Here is an 18,623-nt window from a genome sequence, read left to right as displayed (position 1 = left end):
AATTATGTTAGTTCAAACATTTAATCCATTTGATAATTTGGTATTATCTAGTTTAATAGCCGCAGTACCTATTATTCTATTCTTATTATGCTTAACCGTTTTTAAAATGAAAGGTATCTATGCAGCTATCACAACGTTAGTTGTTACATTACTTATTGCTATCCCGTTCTTCAAATTACCACTTGGCATTGCAACAGGTGGTGTTGTAGAAGGATTCTATCAAGGTATTATTCCGATTGGTTATATTGTCATGATGGCAGTATTACTTTATAAAATCACTCAAGAATCTGGTCAATTTAATACGATTCAAGACAGTATTACAAGTATTTCACAAGACCAACGTATACAATTATTACTCATTGGTTTCTCATTTAATGCATTTTTAGAAGGTGCAGCTGGTTTTGGTGTACCGATTGCAATTTGTGCGTTATTACTTGCTCAATTAGGTTTTAGACCTTTACAAGCTGCAATGTTATGTTTAGTAGCAAATGCTGCTTCAGGTGCTTTTGGTGCTATAGGAATTCCAGTAGGTGTTGTAGATACACTACACTTACCAGGTGCCGTTCACGCAATGGGTGTATCTCAAACATCTACATTAACATTAGCAATTATTAACTTCTTTATACCATTTTTACTTATCTTTATCATTGATGGTTTAAAAGGTGTAAAAGAAACATTACCTGCTATCTTAGTTGTATCTGTTACGTATACAGTATTACAAGGTTTACTAACAGTATTTAACGGACCTGAATTAGCTGATATTATCCCACCATTAGTAACTATGGGAGCTTTAGCTTTATTCTCTAGAAAATTCCAACCAAAACATATTTTCAGAGTACAAAAAGATGTGGAACCTGAACCGGTGAAACATCACAATGCAAAAGAAATTATCTATGCATGGAGTCCATTTGTTATATTAACAGTTGTAGTTATGATTTGGAGCGCACCATTCTTTAAGAACTTATTCTTACCAAATGGTAAATTATCTTCATTAGTGCTTAACTTTAATTTACCAGGTACTTTCAGTGAAGTCGCTCATAAACCAATTATGTTAAGTTTCAATTTTATTGGTCAAACTGGTACTGCGATTTTAATTACAATTATTATTACAATATTAATGGCTAAGAAAGTAAGTTTCGGAGATGCAGGACGTTTATTCGGTGTAACTTTTAAAGAACTATGGTTACCAGTTTTAACAATTTGTTTCATCTTAGCAATCTCAAAAATCACTACATATGGTGGTTTAAGTGCAGCAATGGGTCAAGGTATTGCTAAAGCTGGAAACGTGTTCCCAGTGTTATCACCAATCTTAGGTTGGATAGGCGTATTTATGACAGGATCAGTTGTTAATAACAACTCATTATTCGCACCAATTCAAGCTTCAGTTGCACAACAAATTGGAACAAGTGGTTCATTACTAGTAGCTTCAAATACAGTGGGTGGTGTAGCAGCGAAATTAATTTCACCTCAATCAATAGCAATTGCGACTGCTGCTGTTAAAGAAGTAGGTAAAGAATCAGAATTACTTAAAATGACATTACGTTACAGTGTTGGATTACTAATCTTCATCTGTATTTGGACATTTATCTTATCTCTAATTCTGTAATTAATATACAATATTATTCTAAGACATAATTATTTCAAAAATTGCCCGTAAATGAATTGTAAAAATTCGTTTACGGGCTTTTTCAATATTCATAGCAGTCCCCATAAATAAACATAATTATAAGTAGAATTAAACGTTATTAATTGCGGTCATAAATTTTTCATAAACCGTGTTAGGCGTATATTGTTTCAAAGTAACATGTCCTTCATTGATCATCTGACTAGCTTCATCGACGTGATTCATAGCGATGTCTATATATTTTGCTAATGAACCTGCATCACCATAATTGGCTAAATAGCCATTGGAATTATGATTAATAATGCTAGCAGGTCCAAGTATATTTTTAAAGCTGATAACAATATTATCTTGAGCCATAGCTTCTAATAAAACCATACCAAAGCCTTCATTTCTCGACGGAACCACAGTAATTTTACTGTTAGATAATTTGGTATTAAGTTGTTGAGTTGCAGGATAGATAGTAATTAAATCATTTAATTGATGCTGATCAATCAATTGTTGCAAATGTCCACGCTCTTGACCATCACCGTATATTTCTACTTTAAAATTCAATCGCTTAAGGTCATTTTGAATACGGCGAACACTTTCTATTAAAATATCAAACCCTTTTTCAAATTCTAATCTACCCGCACTAATAATGATATTTTCTTTCTTAGTAGCATATTTTACTGGATTGATGATATTTGGAATTGTATAAACAGGTGTGTCGATTTGTTGCTCGTAATTCAATTGATCTTGTTGAGTTAGCGTTGTGACTAAATCTATGTTGCGATAGGCAGTGAGTATATCTTGTTGATAATTTTCCGGATGAGCATGTAGGTTCATATGTTCCATTCCCACAGTTATGACATCGTTTGAATGATACTTTGAAATTAAAATATTAAAGCTCGCTCTAGTACCTACGAGTACATCTGTATCTACTTTTTTAATTGCTTTAATCATTTTATGTTCTACATATTTGGAAAATTGATTTAACCCGGGTTCAAACTGATTTATTTCTTTTGGTTTCAATAGTGAAGTATATTTATTTAAACGATTCATCATTATTGCTTTAGTGTTCTGAGGTTTTAAACGGTAGTCTACTAATGTCTTTATTTTTATTTTGTCATTTATTTCAAAGTAAGGCTCGTCTTGAGCTCGAAACACAGAAATAATTTCTATGTGATGTCCTTTGTCGGCAAGTGTATTAGCTAATTCAGAAACTGCTTTAACTGTTCCACCTAATGCATAAATATTATGCATGAAAAATGTGAATGATTTCATAGTTACACCTCAAATAATTCATAATAGAAAATTATAGCATTTCTGAGATGTGTCTAATAGTAATAGCCAATGCTAACTAAGATATTAGATGTCTATCCTTTATTCTAGATAAAAGATGAAAACTTTATGTTAACACTTTTTTCATAGAACGATTATGTATATAATTAAACTAGTTATTAAAAAAGTCGATTTACGTTCTGCGTAAAGTTAATATTAAAAATTTTAATAAATAAAGAAAGCGTTTTAATTTATTAAGCCAAGATCAATTTCCTATCGACTAAAGATGTGAAAAAAAAGGGGGACTGTATTGTTATGAGTTCAGAACATAGCAAAACAGATGTCATCTTAATAGGTGGCGGTATAATGAGCGCAACACTCGGTACGTTATTAAAAGAATTATCTCCAGACAAAGAAATTAAAATATTTGAAAAATTAGAACAATCTGGTGAAGAAAGTTCAAATGTTTGGAATAATGCTGGCACAGGTCATTCTGCACTTTGTGAATTGAATTATACTAAAGAAGGCAAAGAAGGCTCTGTTGATATTACAAAAGCAATTAAAATCAATGAACAATTCCAAGTATCTAAGCAATTTTGGGCACATTTAGTAAGAACTGGACAATTAGAAAATCCATCTAACTTCATTCAATCAGTGCCACATATGAGTTTCGTAAAAGGTATCTTCAATGTAAAATTCCTTAAAAACAGAGTAGCAGCATTAAAAGAAAATATACTATTTGAAAAAATGGATATTACTGAAGATCGTGAAAAAATTAAAGAATGGGTACCTTTAATGGTTGAAGGAAGAACATCACATGTTCCAATTGCATTATCTCGTGATGAAAGTGGGACAGATGTAAACTTTGGTGCATTAACAAAAAAACTCATCTCTAATTTAAAAGAAAGAAATGTAGAAGTCTCTTATAAACAAGAAGTTGAAAATATTGAGAAACTGGATAATGGAAACTGGAAAGTGACTGTTAAAGATCTTAATTCTGGACAAAGTCATACGTATGAATCAGAATTTGTATTTATTGGGGCCGGCGGTGCAAGTTTACCGTTACTCCAAAAAACAGGTATCAAGCAATCAAAACATATCGGTGGTTTCCCAGTAAGTGGTCTGTTCTTACGTTGTACTAATAAAGACGTTATCGAAAAACATCATGCTAAAGTTTACGGTAAGGCAAGTGTAGGTGCACCACCAATGTCGGTACCTCATTTAGATACACGGTTTGTAAATGGGGAACGTGCTTTATTATTTGGTCCATTTGCAGGCTTTTCACCTAAATTCTTAAAAACAGGTTCAAATTTAGACTTAATACGTTCAGTTAAACCTAATAATTTATTAACAATGCTATCAGCAGGTGTTAAAGAAATAGATTTAACTAAATATCTCGTATCACAACTTATGTTAAAACATGAAGATCGTATGAATGATTTACGTGTATTTGTGCCTAATGCAAAAGACGAAGATTGGGAAGTTATTGTTGCAGGTCAACGTGTACAAGTGATTAAAGATACTGAAGATAGTAAAGGTAACTTACAGTTTGGTACTGAGGTAATTACATCTGATGATGGTTCTCTTGCAGCATTATTAGGTGCTTCACCTGGTGCATCAACTGCAGTAGATATTATGTTAGATTTATTACAACGTTGTTATGGTAATGAATTTAAAAATTGGATTCCAAAAATTAAAGAAATGGTACCTTCTTTCGGACTTAAATTAACAGAGCATGAGGACGTCTATCGCGCTGTTAATAAAGAAATTCAAAAATATTTAAATGTAAAATAAGTATCATTTCAATATAAAATAACATTAAGCTCCTTATAAAGTTTGCACTTTAAGTGTTTACTTTATAAGGAGCTTTTCCATTAGTAATTATTTTTTATTTAATTGGTTATTGATTTCAGAAACATATTTTCTACTTTTTAAAAACTCTATAATCCAAATAGTGATGTAGATAATGATGAAATAGAATGTAAAAATAAATATATTTGAAACACTTATCGAAAACCATCCGGATAAAATACCAATTGGTAATAATCCAATATAACTCAATATAAAATGCATTAATGTGCTACGTGTGATACTCCAATCTGTGTGCGTAAAGAAAAAGTTTGCTAAGTAAAATAATGCACCAATTAAAAGCCACAAACAAATGGCGATGAGCATTACTAATGGTTCAGACAAGTGTGAATAATATAACTTACCTAGTGTTGTAACTGGTGAAATTGGATAATATTCACCTCCAGCATTGATATAACTAAAAATGATAGAAAGTGCTAAACCTATCACTAAAGAAATACTAACAAATTGATATAATTTTCTCATAATGAAAGTCTCTCCTTTATGGATTTTAAATATCTTCTAGAGGAGTAGGTATAATCAATATGTTGCAAATAAATTCTAATCAAACCATTAGGTTCTAATTGCAATTTTTTAATCTTATTAATATTTACAATTTCAGATTTAGAAATTCGAATAAATGAAGTAGGAAGTTTTTCTTCAAGTTCATATAATCGTTCTTTCAATTTAAATTGTTCGCCGTCTCTAATTGCAATGACTTGATTTTTATGTGTACGAAAACTAGTGATGGTTTGAATTTCTATAATATGGATCATGTCATCTTGTTTGCCATAGAGTTGCTTTAAACTATTCAAATCTTCAATATTTGTAATAACTTGTTGTACTTCATCATCAAATTCAGGTGCGTGAATCGCGATATACTTCTCATCTTCTTCGGGTGATATATGTAACCGTAGTTTCATTTGACTAATGCCTCCTCAACGTCATTTAACCACAAATGTATAGAAAATTTTTAGAACAATATTAAATGGTAGATATATTGAAGTAAGTGGTTAGCTTTGTAAAATAATATCTAACTAAATTGATTAGTTAGTTTCAGGCAATGTCACTGTAAACGTCGTTCCGTCACGTTCATTACTAGTTACTGATATTTGTCCACGATGTAAATGAATGATAGATTGAGTAATTGCTAATCCTAATCCATTGCTATTATCCTCAGCATTACGTTTATAAAAACGATCGAATAGATGAGGTTGCACTGATTCTGGAATGGTATGCCCTTCATTTTTAACGGTAAAATAAATAATTCCTTCGTTAATAAATAATTTCACATCAATCATGCTATTGGGATTAGAATACTTAATTGCATTTTGAATGAGATTAGAACATGCTTGATGTAATAAACGATTATTTCCTCGGAAATGAACCGTATCTATATCAGACATCAACATTAATTGTTTGTTATCTATCCCATATTGTTCATGACGAATGATGTCAGTTATTAATTCTTTAAAGTGAACATTATCTTCAAATTTTAGATGAGTAGCGTTATCTAGTTCGGATAATAATAATAATTCTTTTGTCAAATTACTTAAATGCGTAACCTCTTCATGAATTTCATGAATAATCTGATCACGCTCTCCTTGATTTACATTGCTTTGTAACGTACTAAGTAGACGATGAATGTGTGTTAATGGCGTCTTGATTTCATGTGAAACATTTTGAACAAAGTGTTGTCGCATATCATCTACTTGTTTTAAAGATTGTCGCATCGCTTCAAATCGATATTGTAACGTACCAATTTCGTCATGACGACTTTGATAGATTGGTGAATTAAAATCACCATGCATTAAACGTTCAGTTGCTTGCTTCAATATTTTTATAGGTTTAATAATTGAATATGTAGATGCAATAACGAGCGTGATAGATATACTTAATAAGCATATTAAAAGAACAGCAAGAAAAGTGCGAAACTCACTAAATGTTTCACCTATATCAGGACGCATGAATACGGCAAGCTTTTGATTATTTTGATTAAAAGGGATACCCACAGTATTATCCGTTTCATTATCAAAAAAGCCAGTTATAAATAGTTCGAAAGGTTTATTTTTAATACCATGGTAGGCTTTACCTTTTAGTACTTGGTTAATAGCTGAATCTGAAATAGTGTCTTTTCGGAATGGTTCACCAAAAAATGTTTTATGATGTGAGTGATCTACAATCATAATTTGATAGTTCATATCTCCTAAATGTTTAAAATATGATTGAGTGTCAGATTGATTTGAAGATGTATGAAATGCTCTTGCCTCTTCTAAAGTACGCATAATTTTTGCGTCATTATGTGCTTTTAAATTGAAATGATAGTACACGTTTGCAAAAAGAAAACTGACTAAAGCACTAAAAAGAATGACTGTAATCGTGTAAATCGCAATACGTGTATAAAGCGTCTTAAACATGTGTAATCACCCTGTATCCTTGTCCACGAACTGTTTGTATCTCAATTGTGGCTTTTAATTGATTTAATCGATGACGTAATCGCTTAATGTGAACGTCTATAGTTCTTTCATCTCCCTCATAATCGAATCCCCAAATTCGCTCAATTAGTGTGTCTCTTGTAAAAATATGTTTTGGTTTACCACACAATAAAAATAATAATTGAAACTCTTTTGTAGGCAAATTGACATTTTTAGAGTCGACAGATAATTCCATATACTCTTGAATTAAAGTAACATTTCCTAACTTTATAATGTCTTGAGAATTAATTTGGTAACGTCTTAACACAGCTTGTATTCTAAATAACAATTCTTTTACTTCAAAAGGCTTGGTAACGTAATCGTCTGTCCCACTTACAAATGCACGTTCTTTATCACTCAGAGCATCTCTTGCCGTCAACATTATGACAGGTAAATCATAATCATTTTTAAGCAATTGACATAATTCAAATCCATCCATGCCAGTCATCATAATATCAACAACTGCAATGTCGACTTTATTATTTGCAAGGTATGCGATGGCACTTTCACCACTTGCGTGAGTGACGGTTTGAATTTGAGCTGCTTCGAGATGTTGAGATACATAATGTAATATCTTATAGTCGTCATCTACTATTAAACACTTCACCATCAGTTTTACTCCTTTATTATTCATAAAATGATTATATGAATAACTATATCAGAAAACAATTCTTCTTAAAGTTCATATTCAGTTCACAATGTGTCATTAAACTATGTATTGAAATAGCAGTGGGAGGTACTAAATATGAATTTAGCATGGAAAGAAATAAAATTTTACAGATTTCGTTATACATTAATCATGTTAATTATATTTCTATTAGGAAGCATGGTGTTATTTATTAGTGGATTAGCTCAAGGCTTAGCACGAGAAAATATATCATATTTAAATAATATGCCAGCTGAACATTATATAGTCGAAGATAATAAGGAACCGAAGTTAGAAAGTTCCCAGTTGAACCAATCACAACAAAACAAAATAGAGAATATCATTCATGAAAATGCAACTCAAATGGGGACGCAAACACTTAAAATAAACCAACAAGATCAAGATGTCATCACGCTAAATACGCCTAAACATCTTACGCCAAAACTTGTAAGTGGTAATTTTCCAAAAAAACAGAATGAAATAGCTATTAGTGAGAAACTGACTGGAAATGACTTGAAAGTTGGAGATACTGTAACTTTTAAAGGACATAATCAAGACTATAAAATTAGCGGCATAATGAATGAGTCAATGTACGCACATAGTTCAATGATATTAATGAATAAAGAAGCGTTTAAGTCATTAAATAAACAAGTATCAACATTTTATCCGGTTGATAAAATCAACAAAGATGAAAAACAATCACTTAAACAAATTAAAGGCATCAAGGTTGTAAATGAAAAGACATTAACTGATAACATTGCTAGTTATCAAGCAGAACAAATGCCACTTAATTTAATGATTATTAGTCTATTCGTGATTACAGCAATCGTTTTAAGTGCGTTCTTCTATGTAATGACGATTCAAAAAATACCTCAAATAGGCATTCTTAAAGCCATAGGTATTAAAACGAAACATTTATTAACTGCACTTTTACTACAAATTATTTTAACGACAATGTTAGGTGTTATTTTAGCATTTTCTCTCATACTTATATTAAATGCCTTTATGCCTGTAACTATGCCATTTTATTTAAGTTATAGTCAGGTGTTATTAATGATAGTCGTATTTCTAATTGTAGGGTTAATCGGTGCATTATTATCCTTTATAAAAGTTCTAAAAGTAGATCCTATAGAAGCAATTGGAGGTATGGAATAATGGCATTACAACTCAAACACATTACTAAGACATTTGGCAATGGAGATGCACAAACAGAAGTATTAAAGAATATTAATTTTAATGTGAATCAAGGTGAATTCATCATACTAAGTGGCGCATCTGGATCAGGTAAATCTACACTTCTTAATATTTTAGGTGGATTACTAAGTCCGTCGAGTGGAGATGTTTTGTATAATGGTGAGCATTTATTGTCAAATGAAGTAGATAAAACAAGTCTAAGACTAAATGATATAGGTTTTATTTTTCAATCATCTCATTTAGTTCCTTATCTAACAGTTAGAGAACAATTAATGATTGTAGCTAAAGAAGCGGGTATAAAGCGTAAAGAGGCTAAAGATAAAGCACAAAGACTATTAAATGAGATAGGTCTGAGTCATCGTTTAGATGTTTATCCGCATTTGTTATCCGGAGGAGAGAAACAACGCGTCGCTATAATGAGAGCTTTTATGAATGAACCTAAAATCATATTAGCAGATGAGCCAACTGCCAGTTTAGATGCAGATAGAGCGACATCTGTTGTGCAAATGATTAAAGCACATGTTCAAACTAAAAATATGATTGGTATTATGATTACGCATGATAAAAGATTATTTGAATATGCGGATAGAGTGATTGAAATTGAAGATGGTAAAATCGAGTTATAAAAAATAAGCTTAGAAAGTTTAATTAGTTGTGTCATTTAAATCACACAATAATCAAACTTCTCTCAGCTATAATCATTTTGCGGGAGTGGAACAAAACATACTGTTCCACTCCCGATTTTTTAAAATAGAATGAAAAGAGAAGCAAAAAATAAAACTGCAAAGTAAATGGTCAATAGTAATTTATATTGATACATTAGTGCTAAGAAATCTCTCACTAATGCGACATCAAAAAAATGATAAGGAGTGTGACTTCCTATACCATCAACTTTCATTCGGTTCGTATGCGCCAATTTCATTCCTCGTAAGATATGAAATTGGCTCGTAACACAAAGTATATTGGGGCTATTTGAGTATAGATTGTGTATGCCTTTTTTTGAATAATAGAAGTTTTCAAACGTATTTGTAGATTGAGATTCCATAATAATACTAGATTGGTGAACCCCATGTTGTATTAAATAACGCTGCATCGCTAATGCTTCAGATATGGGTTCATCTGGCCCCTGACCACCACTAACAATTATTTTACATTTGTCAGTTTGATGTTGATATACACTAAGTGCACGATTTAATCTTTCGGCTAACATTGGTGTAACTTTTTCTGTGAAAATTCCAGCTCCTAATACCATAATTAAGTCGTACTGCTTATGAGTTGAGATACGACCTAAAGCTGATGACCAAGACATGTAAAGCAATAATGCATAACAAGTACTTATCGCAATCATAGTTAGCCACAAGAAAACACCATTAATTATAGGAATAGGCATAGTGCTAAGATATGCAAGAATCGATGTAAAAAGTACTCCTAGTATGAGAAGTTTCGTCATTTTATTTAAAAAAGTTTGACCTTTTTGTAAGGAGAAAAGATGGTTGTGCTTCACTAGTAAACCACCCATAGTAATCATCATGATTATTATTAGTGTAGTAGGGAGTGTCATTGTTAATAGATTCAAAACAGTAATTAACATACATAATATAATAGTTGTAATAAACACTCTTAAATTCAGAAGCCATTTCACGTTGAATAATACACCTAGTACAATCAATAACACAACGAGAGCTAAGATAATTGCAATCATAAGGAATACCTCTAATTTCTTTATATATATAAATGTAATCGAACAACTTACCAATTAGCAACTATTAATAAAGTAATGAGGTTTTCAAGAGAATTGTTTATTGATATTATTTAACAGAGTATGTAAAACGCTATTGATTACTATTTAACAAGGAGTAAAGTAATGAGCATAATTTCAAGAAACCACATCGAATTTATGAAGCAATTCATTGATGATACTAATACTTTAACTGCAAAGTTATTAAAAGATCAGCAAAGCAAGTATGGTATTTCAATGGAGCAATCCAATGTTCTAAGATTGCTAAGCCATCATCAAGTATTATCAATTACTGAAATAATTGAAAAACAAGGTGTTAATAAAGCAGCAGTAAGTCGACGTATCAAGAAACTAATCGATAGTGGCTTCGTAGCATTACAAAAGCCAAATAACAATATTGATCAACGACTAAAATATGTTGCTCTAACGGAAAAAGGTAGAAAATATACTGAAGAAAACAATAAAATAGTTAGCGATATGGTTAGTGATATGGTAGCTGATTTATCAAGTAAAGATATTGAGAAAGCTTTAAGTGTATTATATATAATAGATGAGAGAGTAAAAAAATTTAATTCAAAAGTTTAAATTAGTATGAAGGTCTAGAATGATTATTATATAATAGAAATCATATTCTTAATTTGAAATTAAAATATCAATCGATAAATATATTCTAGTAGAGGGGAAGTTGGTGACTAAATGAGTACATGTCCGAAATGTGGACAGAAAATTGATAGTAACTTAAACAAATGTCCTAATTGTGGAAATAAATTAGACAATAAAGACAATCAAATAAACTCCCCTCAAATCAACACATCTAATATTAGGATAAGAAAGTTTATTCCTTGGGCTATCTTTGCGTTCATCATTGTTTTACTAATTATTGTGTTTGTATTGGTTAGAAATTACAATTCACCTAATGCGCAAACAAAGATTTTAGTTAATGCAATTGATAATAATGATTCACAAAAAGTAGCGACGCTATTAAGCTCTAAAAATTCTCATATAGATTCTGATGAGGCAAGTGTATATATAGACTATATTAGAAGTGAAGTTGGAATGAAGAAGTTTGCGCGCGATATTAAATCTACAGTAGAAACACTCAATAAAAGTGATTCAAAAGAGGCAATTAATTTAAAAACGCGTGCAGGTAATAACTACTTACGTGTAAGTAAAAATGGTACACGATTATTAATATTCGATAATATGAGTTACACTGCTCCTACAAAGAAGGCAATTGTGAAACCTAAATTGGATACGAAATATGAATTTAAAGATGGTGGAAAAAAGAAAACAGTTATTGCTGATGCGAATAAGACGACTTCACTAGGTACTTATATCCCAGGTATATATTCTGTTGATGCTAAAAAAGAAACAGAATATGGTGAGTTTAGTGGTCAACTTAAATTTGACTTTAGATATGGAAAGAGTAACACAGTTGAAGTAAATGAAAATTTCAACGAAGCGTTATTAACAGTCAAATTAAAAGGAAAAAGTGATTTAGACAAAGGCTCATTAAAAGTTGAAATAAATGATAAACAAATGAAATATAGCAGTTCTAGAGAATATGGACCTTATCCTCAAACGAAAGATGTTACAGTTTCTGCACTAGGTAAGGCAAAAGGGAAAACATTCCATGCAGAGACAAAAACAATCAAAGCAAGAGATTTAGGCAATATTAATAGTGCTACATTAGAGTTTGATGATGAAGAGATTAGTGATTATATCGAGGAAAAAGAAGCGGAAGAAAATAGTTTGAAAACAAAGCTAAGTAATTTCTTTAGTAATTATTCTTTCACTTTGAATTCAGCTATTTCACAAAATGATTTCAGTTTAGTGAGTACATTTTTAAAAGATAAATCGAGTATCTATAAGTCTATAAAAAACAATTTAAACCAATCAGTTGCTTTTATTAATCCACAAGTTGTAAGTGCTAGTCAAAAAGGCAACACGATTAATACTAAAGTGCAACATTTAAATAGCAATGGGCAGTATGAAACCACTAATTATGAATTAAGAGAAGATAGTGATACGGGTAATATTCAATTAGTTGATTCAAAATAAATGAATGAGTAGCGATCGAAATTGTATCTTTAACATTCATTCTAAATAAGTATTTGTAGACTGAACTGAGAAGGTGATTAAATGAAGCTTTTCTCAGTTCTAGTCATTTATAAGAGAATGAACGAAACACAAACTTAAAATTTCAGTAAGTGGTTTAAAAATTCGAAAGCTAGAGTAATATTGAAGCATGTTTTATTCCAACTTATTAAATTTTAATCAATACATAAAAATATGAAACCTAAAAAGGTGGGATAATATAATGGATATAGAGCAAAAGCAAAAGAAAAATTCACCGTTATTTATTATTATATTGGGTGCTTTAACTGCTATAGGTGCTTTATCTATAGATATGTTTTTGCCAGGGCTACCAGAATTAAAAAATGATTTTAATACGACTACTGCTAATGCACAACTAACTTTATCTTTATTTATGATAGGTTTAGGGTTAGGTAATCTGATTGTAGGTCCAATATCCGATAGTATTGGGCGAAAGAAACCACTAGTTATATCAATGATTATATTTGCTTTAGCAAGTTTAGGTATTGTCTTCGTTGAAAATATTTGGATTATGGTATTTCTTAGATTTATTCAAGGGTTTACTGGAGGCGCTGGAGCTGTTATATCAAGAGCGATTGCTAGTGACATGTATCGTGGAAATGAACTGACTAAATTTTTAGCACTGCTCATGCTAGTTAATGGAGTAGCACCTGTGATTGCGCCAGCTTTAGGGGGCTTAATTTTGAGTTTTGCTGTTTGGCGAATGGTTTTTGTCATTTTAACGCTATTTGGTGTATTAATGGTGTTAGGTTCATTGTTTAAAGTTCCTGAATCTTTATCGGTAGAAAATCGTGATAGCAGTGGAGTGAATGTGATTTTTAGTAACTTTAAAAGTCTACTCACAACACCACGATTTGTCTTACCAATGCTCATTCAAGGCGTTACATTCATCATGTTATTTAGTTACATTTCTGCATCACCATTTTTAGTTCAAAAAATATATGGTGTTTCGCCATTACACTTTAGTTGGATGTTTGCAGGAGTGGGAATCACACTTATTATTGCGAGTCAGATTGCTGGAAAATTAGTAGACTATTTTCACCCACAAGTGCTACTACGTGCATTTACAATTATCCAAATCTTTGGCGTTGTGATTGTGTCATTAACATTAATAAATCATTGGCATTTTGCGTTATTAGTTATAGGTTTTATCGTTTTAGTGGCGCCAGTTACAGGCGTCGCGACATTAGGATTTTCAATTGCAATGGAAGAACGTACAACCGGAAGCGGAAGCGCATCAAGTTTATTGGGATTATTACAATCTTTATTAGGCGGCCTTGTGACACCACTTGTTAATCTAAAAGGTGAATATAACAGTATGCCTTATATCATTATTATTAGTCTCACAGCAATTTTACTTATCATTTTACAATTATTAAATATTAAAGTATTTAAACATGACAAATTATAAAAGAAATTAAATTAATTACTATGCTACGATGAAACAATTAAATACAGTATCAAAGTGAAGAAGCCATTAATCGAGTTAACTCAATTAATGGCTTCTTCATTGGCTAAATACAACTATCTTTGAACTTTTAAAGTATTAGCTAGTAATGCACTTGCTACTTCATCCGGGCTTTCTTGACACCCTAATCTTAACCAATTTAAAATGACACCTATTTGACCACTCATTGTATAAGTTATAAAAAAAGGCACGTTTTGAATGGCTGTATTATTTTCTCCTAAAATTCTCGTGTAATACTGTTTCGTAATATCAATATATTCCATAACTAATTCTTTATTTGGATGGGAAATAAAAATAGCGTGGTAAAACGCTTTTTTTCTATAGATATATTTTAGAATAATATGGAAGAATTTATAAACTTTTTCAGGATTTTTTTTAATATTATCAAAATTAAAAGAGAATGTGTTGAGTAAGTGTTCGTATTTATTCAAATGATAATTTTGGATTTTTGATAGCAAGTCAAACTTATCTTGAAAGTGATCATAGAAAGTTGACCGATTGACATTACTATTTGCACAAATCATCTTTATAGATATATTTTCGAAGGGATAAATTTCTAATAAATCAATTAAACTTTTTATAATTTTATATTTAGCGTTTTGCTTCATTTTGTCACCTGATTTATTTTGTACTTCATTTAGCCGACAATTTACTAATAATTGTTGGTGTTAATTTTATTTATATGTCTTTATAATATTAAAAGTGATTTTGAAAAGCAAATAGGAGGAAATGTTCAATGAAGAAAATGGTGTTAATTAATATCATCACAATCGTTGTTCTAGTTGTAGTTGGTATTGTAGGTTTCTACTTATATCATAATGCTACAAGCTTTGTAACAACTGATAATGCCAAAGTTGATGGAGAACAAATTCAAATCTCTAGCCCAACTTCAGGTCAAATTAAATCTCTTGATGTAAAACAAGGGGACAAAGTTAAAAAAGGTGACAAAGTAGCAGAAGTGAGTGGTCAAAGCCAAAGCGGTGAGTCACAAACAATGGATATCAAAATGCCACAAAACGGAACTATCGTTAAAACAAGTGGTATGGAAGGTTCAGTTGCACAAGCAGGTTCACCAATTGCTTATGCTTACAATTTAGATGATTTATATATTACAGCAAATATTGACGAAAAAGATGTTAGCAGTGTAGAAAAAGGCGACAAAGTTGACGTAACAATCGACGGTGAAGATTCTGACGTTGACGGTAAAGTTGAAGAAGTAGGCCAAGCAACTGCAGCTAGCTTCTCATTAATGCCATCATCTAACACTGATGGTAACTACACTAAAGTATCTCAAGTAGTACCAGTTAAAATTTCTTTAGATTCTGCACCATCTAAAAATGTTGTTCCTGGAATGAACGCTGAAGTAAAAATTCATAAAGACTAAGGAGGTCATAGAATGACAACGACCTTCATTGTTGGATATATTGTTTTAGCGGTCATTTTAGTTGGTTTAGTTAACGTTCTTGTGTTGAAATCACGTAAGAAGCGTAAGAACCAAGCTAAGGGACAACACGTAAATGAAGAATCTAAAAGTCAAAGTAATCCATCTAAATTTAAAATCAGTGACTTAGACCGAGATAAAGCGTCGAATCGCACGCAAGATTCTCAAAGAGACGATGATAAACAGCGTCACACGAACTCTGAAGATAGACACATTGAAAATGATAAACGAAAAAATCATTTCGAGAATGAACAAGATCAGCAAGATCATGCATCAGAGCAAATACATCCTGAGCAAAAGCAAGCATCACATTCCTTACATTATGCTGATGATGCTACTGAGGATGACAAAAAAGATGATGATGTAAACAATCAACATCTACCTAAGGATTCAATTTATGAACCGATTAATCCTGATTCTCAAGAAGGACGTGTAAACGAACGTATTAAGAAACAAAAAGAAGATTTTGTTTTTGGAAAAGGGATTACAAGAAATAAAATTTTAGCAGCAATGTTGTTTGGTATGTTTATAGCCATCTTAAACCAAACGTTATTAAACGTTGCATTGCCTAAGATTAATACAGAATTCAATATTTCTGCGTCAACTGGACAATGGTTGATGACAGGATTCATGTTAGTAAATGGTATTTTAATTCCAATAAGTGCATTCTTATTTAATAAATACTCTTATCGTAAGTTATTTATTATTGCACTTTTATTATTCACTATTGGTTCACTAGTCTGTGCACTTTCTAATAACTTCCCTATGATGATGGGTGGACGTGTACTACAAGCCATTGGTGCTGGTGTGTTAATGCCATTAGGTTCTAACGTAATCGTTACAATCTTCCCACCAGAAAAACGTGGCGTTGCAATGGGAACGATGGGTATAGCAATGATATTGGCGCCAGCTATTGGACCAACTTTATCAGGTTACATCGTTCAAAATTATCATTGGAACGTTATGTTCTATGGTATGTTCTTCCTAGGAATTGCTGCAATGATATTCGGTTATTTCTGGTTCAGATTATATCAAAGAACAACAAATCCAAGAGCCGACTATCAAGGTATCGTCTATAGTACGATTGGATTTGGTGCACTATTATACGGATTCAGTGAAGCCGGTAATAAAGGTTGGGGTTCAGCTGAAATCGTAACGATGTTCATAATTGGTGCGATATTCATTGCTGCATTCGTCATTCGTGAATTAAAAATGAGAGCGCCAATGTTAAATCTTGAAGTGTTGAAATCATCAACATTTACATTAACAACTATCATTAACATGGTTGTTATGATGAGTTTATTCGGTGGTATGATTTTATTACCAATCTACTTACAAAATTTACGTGGCTTCTCAGCACTTGATTCAGGACTGTTATTACTTCCTGGTTCATTAGTTATGGGTATATTAGGACCAATTACTGGTAAGCTACTTGATACAATTGGTTTAAAACCTTTAGCATTGTTTGGTATAGCTGTAATGGCTTACGGAACATGGGAACTTACTAAATTAAATATGGATACATCATATCTTCATATAATGAGTATTTATGTGATTCGATCATTCGGTATGGCGTTTGTAATGATGCCACTTATGACAGCGGCCATTAACGCACTGCCACCAAGACTTATTTCTCATGGTAATGCATTCCTAAACACGATGAGACAATTAGCTGGTTCAATTGGTACTGCGATTCTTGTTACTGTTATGACGACGCAAACAACAAATCATGTTGGTGCGTTTACAGATGAATTAGATAAAACAAATCCTGTGATCCAAGACCATGTCCGTCAAATGGCGGCACAATATGGTGGTCAATCTGAAGCAGTACAAGCTATCTTAAAATACGTAAATCAGCTTGCATATATCGAAGGCATTAACGATGCATTCTGGATTGCGACTGGATTAGCAGTCTTAGCATTTATTTTAAGTTTATTCTTAAAAGGTAAAAAAGGCGCTGATGCAGAACATGAAAGAATGATGAATGCAGAAAGTAATAAATTTAAATAAAATGATGTTGGGGGACATTATTTTTAAAGTATCGGTACACTTCTTTAAGTGTGATCGATACTTTTTTTATTAGAAAAAAGCCATTGTGACTAAATGATTGCGTCTACAATGGCAAAAAATATATTATTTGATTTTAGGATGGTTCATTTTTCGATTTCTGAAAAAGAAACTAACAATTAATAAAGCTAGACTACATACTAATAAAATAAGCGCATTATGAATAGCATCCGCTTCACTAATAATTTGATTAGCAGAAACATTTAACGAGAAACTTTGTAGTTTATCAGCAATTCGTTGACCAATTACTTGTATTGCATATCCGAAATACAGTGACATGATCAATAATATTGAAATCACAATAAAATTTAAAATCTTTAATAAAGTTCGATTGAAGATAATAGTCAAAATAGTGATAACTAAACTTACAATTGTTAAAATGAAAAATATATTAAAAACCAATACGAGACGATTGGCCACATCTTCAAGATTAGCTAATTGGCTTAAATTAATATTAAGTGTACCTATTTGTGTAACCGTATACTGAAAATCTTTAATCTGACCGTAACTAATGGGTTGATTAGCAAATGCTAAATTAAAGATAGGTTGTTTGTACATACTATAACCCGTAATAGCTACTAATATGAAAATTATGATTTGGATAATTAAACTCACCCAAGATCTTCTTTTTCGGTTGTTACGATTAGAACGAAGATAGTTGTGATTATCAATAGGAGATTTATTATCATATTGTGTTGTTTTTCTTTCTGACACTTTTCTAACTCCTTTTCTATAATTCATTTGT

Annotated in this window: 17 protein-coding genes; 9 read left to right on the top strand and 8 right to left on the bottom strand. The window is 31.5% G+C overall.

Features of this window, described 5'->3' with window-relative positions:
• Positions 1 to 4 precede the first annotated feature (4 nt).
• Complete coding sequence (locus HMPREF3134_RS09715; RefSeq protein WP_053021429.1) at positions 5 to 1,606, top strand: L-lactate permease; 1,602 nt, start codon at positions 5 to 7, stop codon at positions 1,604 to 1,606.
• Between the two features lie 129 nt (positions 1,607 to 1,735).
• On the opposite strand, the gene HMPREF3134_RS09710 is transcribed toward HMPREF3134_RS09715, so the two are convergent.
• Positions 1,736 to 2,887 (bottom strand): glycosyltransferase family 4 protein, encoded by a 1,152-nt coding sequence (locus HMPREF3134_RS09710; protein WP_053021425.1) that lies wholly within the window; start codon positions 2,885 to 2,887, stop codon positions 1,736 to 1,738.
• A gap of 312 nt (positions 2,888 to 3,199) precedes the next feature.
• Here HMPREF3134_RS09710 and mqo point away from each other — a divergent pair, with 312 nt between their 5' ends.
• Complete coding sequence (mqo, locus tag HMPREF3134_RS09705; protein ID WP_037535826.1) at positions 3,200 to 4,678, top strand: malate dehydrogenase (quinone); 1,479 nt, start codon at positions 3,200 to 3,202, stop codon at positions 4,676 to 4,678.
• Positions 4,679 to 4,765: 87 nt separating this feature from the next.
• Here mqo and HMPREF3134_RS09700 read toward each other — a convergent pair whose 3' ends face one another.
• From HMPREF3134_RS09700 to HMPREF3134_RS09685, 4 genes are all read right to left on the bottom strand, one after another.
• Complete coding sequence (locus HMPREF3134_RS09700; protein ID WP_053021421.1) at positions 4,766 to 5,218, bottom strand: DUF3021 domain-containing protein; 453 nt, start codon at positions 5,216 to 5,218, stop codon at positions 4,766 to 4,768.
• The gene (locus HMPREF3134_RS09695) at positions 5,215 to 5,655 is read right to left on the bottom strand and encodes a LytTR family DNA-binding domain-containing protein (protein WP_053022218.1); all 441 of its coding nucleotides are present in this window, start codon (positions 5,653 to 5,655) and stop codon (positions 5,215 to 5,217) included. Before HMPREF3134_RS09695 ends, HMPREF3134_RS09700 begins: the two co-directional genes overlap by 4 nt.
• Before the next feature lie 123 nt (positions 5,656 to 5,778).
• Positions 5,779 to 7,149 (bottom strand): sensor histidine kinase, encoded by a 1,371-nt coding sequence (locus tag HMPREF3134_RS09690; protein WP_070442523.1) that lies wholly within the window; start codon positions 7,147 to 7,149, stop codon positions 5,779 to 5,781.
• Complete coding sequence (locus HMPREF3134_RS09685) at positions 7,142 to 7,816, bottom strand: response regulator transcription factor (RefSeq protein ID WP_070442520.1); 675 nt, start codon at positions 7,814 to 7,816, stop codon at positions 7,142 to 7,144. Before HMPREF3134_RS09685 ends, HMPREF3134_RS09690 begins: the two co-directional genes overlap by 8 nt.
• A 135-nt stretch (positions 7,817 to 7,951) precedes the next feature.
• On the opposite strand from HMPREF3134_RS09685, the gene HMPREF3134_RS09680 reads away from it, so the two are divergent.
• Both HMPREF3134_RS09680 and HMPREF3134_RS09675 read left to right on the top strand, forming a co-directional pair.
• Positions 7,952 to 9,007: an ABC transporter permease gene (locus tag HMPREF3134_RS09680; RefSeq protein WP_070442517.1), complete on the top strand. Its 1,056-nt coding sequence runs from the start codon at positions 7,952 to 7,954 to the stop codon at positions 9,005 to 9,007.
• A complete protein-coding gene (locus tag HMPREF3134_RS09675; protein ID WP_053023281.1) occupies positions 9,007 to 9,672 on the top strand; it encodes an ABC transporter ATP-binding protein in 666 nt (221 codons plus the stop codon). The genes HMPREF3134_RS09680 and HMPREF3134_RS09675 overlap by 1 nt, the downstream gene beginning before the upstream one ends.
• A gap of 119 nt (positions 9,673 to 9,791) precedes the next feature.
• Here the strand turns inward: HMPREF3134_RS09675 and HMPREF3134_RS09670 are convergent, their stop codons facing one another.
• Positions 9,792 to 10,748 (bottom strand): YdcF family protein, encoded by a 957-nt coding sequence (locus HMPREF3134_RS09670; RefSeq protein WP_053023282.1) that lies wholly within the window; start codon positions 10,746 to 10,748, stop codon positions 9,792 to 9,794.
• Positions 10,749 to 10,910: 162 nt separating this feature from the next.
• Between HMPREF3134_RS09670 and HMPREF3134_RS09665 the strand changes: the two genes are divergently transcribed.
• From HMPREF3134_RS09665 to HMPREF3134_RS09655, 3 genes are all read left to right on the top strand, one after another.
• Positions 10,911 to 11,369 (top strand): MarR family transcriptional regulator TcaR, encoded by a 459-nt coding sequence (locus HMPREF3134_RS09665; protein WP_053023283.1) that lies wholly within the window; start codon positions 10,911 to 10,913, stop codon positions 11,367 to 11,369.
• A gap of 111 nt (positions 11,370 to 11,480) precedes the next feature.
• Positions 11,481 to 12,845 carry a membrane-associated protein TcaA gene (locus HMPREF3134_RS09660; protein WP_070442514.1) on the top strand — a complete coding sequence of 455 codons (1,365 nt, stop codon included), beginning with the start codon at positions 11,481 to 11,483 and terminating at the stop codon, positions 12,843 to 12,845.
• A 259-nt stretch (positions 12,846 to 13,104) separates the two neighbouring features.
• Positions 13,105 to 14,313, top strand: coding sequence for a putative multidrug effflux MFS transporter TcaB (locus HMPREF3134_RS09655; protein WP_053025208.1), 1,209 nt, complete (start codon positions 13,105 to 13,107; stop codon positions 14,311 to 14,313).
• Positions 14,314 to 14,426: 113 nt separating this feature from the next.
• On the opposite strand, the gene HMPREF3134_RS09650 is transcribed toward HMPREF3134_RS09655, so the two are convergent.
• Positions 14,427 to 14,978, bottom strand: coding sequence for a TetR/AcrR family transcriptional regulator (locus HMPREF3134_RS09650; protein ID WP_070442511.1), 552 nt, complete (start codon positions 14,976 to 14,978; stop codon positions 14,427 to 14,429).
• Between the two features lie 128 nt (positions 14,979 to 15,106).
• Between HMPREF3134_RS09650 and HMPREF3134_RS09645 the strand changes: the two genes are divergently transcribed.
• Together HMPREF3134_RS09645 and HMPREF3134_RS09640 are read left to right on the top strand one after the other, a co-directional pair.
• Positions 15,107 to 15,754, top strand: a complete 648-nt coding sequence (locus HMPREF3134_RS09645; protein WP_011275030.1) for an HlyD family secretion protein — start codon at positions 15,107 to 15,109, stop codon at positions 15,752 to 15,754.
• Positions 15,755 to 15,766: 12 nt separating this feature from the next.
• The gene (locus tag HMPREF3134_RS09640; protein WP_070442507.1) at positions 15,767 to 17,821 is read left to right on the top strand and encodes a DHA2 family efflux MFS transporter permease subunit; all 2,055 of its coding nucleotides are present in this window, start codon (positions 15,767 to 15,769) and stop codon (positions 17,819 to 17,821) included.
• Between the two features lie 123 nt (positions 17,822 to 17,944).
• Here HMPREF3134_RS09640 and HMPREF3134_RS09635 read toward each other — a convergent pair whose 3' ends face one another.
• Entirely contained in the window at positions 17,945 to 18,592 is a 648-nt protein-coding gene (locus HMPREF3134_RS09635) for a hypothetical protein (protein WP_070442505.1), read from the bottom strand.
• Positions 18,593 to 18,623 lie beyond the last annotated feature (31 nt).

This window comes from Staphylococcus sp. HMSC14D10, from assembly GCF_001808125.1.
Lineage (GTDB): Bacteria > Bacillota > Bacilli > Staphylococcales > Staphylococcaceae > Staphylococcus > Staphylococcus haemolyticus.
The sequence above is the reverse complement of the archived record's forward strand: the minus strand, read 5'-3'. Positions and strand labels throughout refer to the sequence as shown.

Bases quoted from the DNA above. Each gene is read 5' to 3' on its own strand.
- HMPREF3134_RS09680 (WP_070442517.1), top strand. From the start codon at position 7,952: ATGAATTTAGCATGGAAAGAAATAAAATTTTACAGATTTCGTTATACA.
- HMPREF3134_RS09670 (WP_053023282.1), bottom strand. From the start codon at position 10,748: ATGATTGCAATTATCTTAGCTCTCGTTGTGTTATTGATTGTACTAGGT.
- HMPREF3134_RS09715 (WP_053021429.1), top strand. From the start codon at position 5: ATGTTAGTTCAAACATTTAATCCATTTGATAATTTGGTATTATCTAGT.
- HMPREF3134_RS09655 (WP_053025208.1), top strand. From the start codon at position 13,105: ATGGATATAGAGCAAAAGCAAAAGAAAAATTCACCGTTATTTATTATT.
- mqo (WP_037535826.1), top strand. From the start codon at position 3,200: ATGAGTTCAGAACATAGCAAAACAGATGTCATCTTAATAGGTGGCGGT.
- HMPREF3134_RS09710 (WP_053021425.1), bottom strand. From the start codon at position 2,887: ATGAAATCATTCACATTTTTCATGCATAATATTTATGCATTAGGTGGA.
- HMPREF3134_RS09660 (WP_070442514.1), top strand. From the start codon at position 11,481: ATGAGTACATGTCCGAAATGTGGACAGAAAATTGATAGTAACTTAAAC.
- HMPREF3134_RS09665 (WP_053023283.1), top strand. From the start codon at position 10,911: ATGAGCATAATTTCAAGAAACCACATCGAATTTATGAAGCAATTCATT.
- HMPREF3134_RS09685 (WP_070442520.1), bottom strand. From the start codon at position 7,816: ATGGTGAAGTGTTTAATAGTAGATGACGACTATAAGATATTACATTAT.
- HMPREF3134_RS09650 (WP_070442511.1), bottom strand. From the start codon at position 14,978: ATGAAGCAAAACGCTAAATATAAAATTATAAAAAGTTTAATTGATTTA.
- HMPREF3134_RS09690 (WP_070442523.1), bottom strand. From the start codon at position 7,149: ATGTTTAAGACGCTTTATACACGTATTGCGATTTACACGATTACAGTC.
- HMPREF3134_RS09695 (WP_053022218.1), bottom strand. From the start codon at position 5,655: ATGAAACTACGGTTACATATATCACCCGAAGAAGATGAGAAGTATATC.
- HMPREF3134_RS09700 (WP_053021421.1), bottom strand. From the start codon at position 5,218: ATGAGAAAATTATATCAATTTGTTAGTATTTCTTTAGTGATAGGTTTA.
- HMPREF3134_RS09645 (WP_011275030.1), top strand. From the start codon at position 15,107: ATGAAGAAAATGGTGTTAATTAATATCATCACAATCGTTGTTCTAGTT.
- HMPREF3134_RS09640 (WP_070442507.1), top strand. From the start codon at position 15,767: ATGACAACGACCTTCATTGTTGGATATATTGTTTTAGCGGTCATTTTA.
- HMPREF3134_RS09675 (WP_053023281.1), top strand. From the start codon at position 9,007: ATGGCATTACAACTCAAACACATTACTAAGACATTTGGCAATGGAGAT.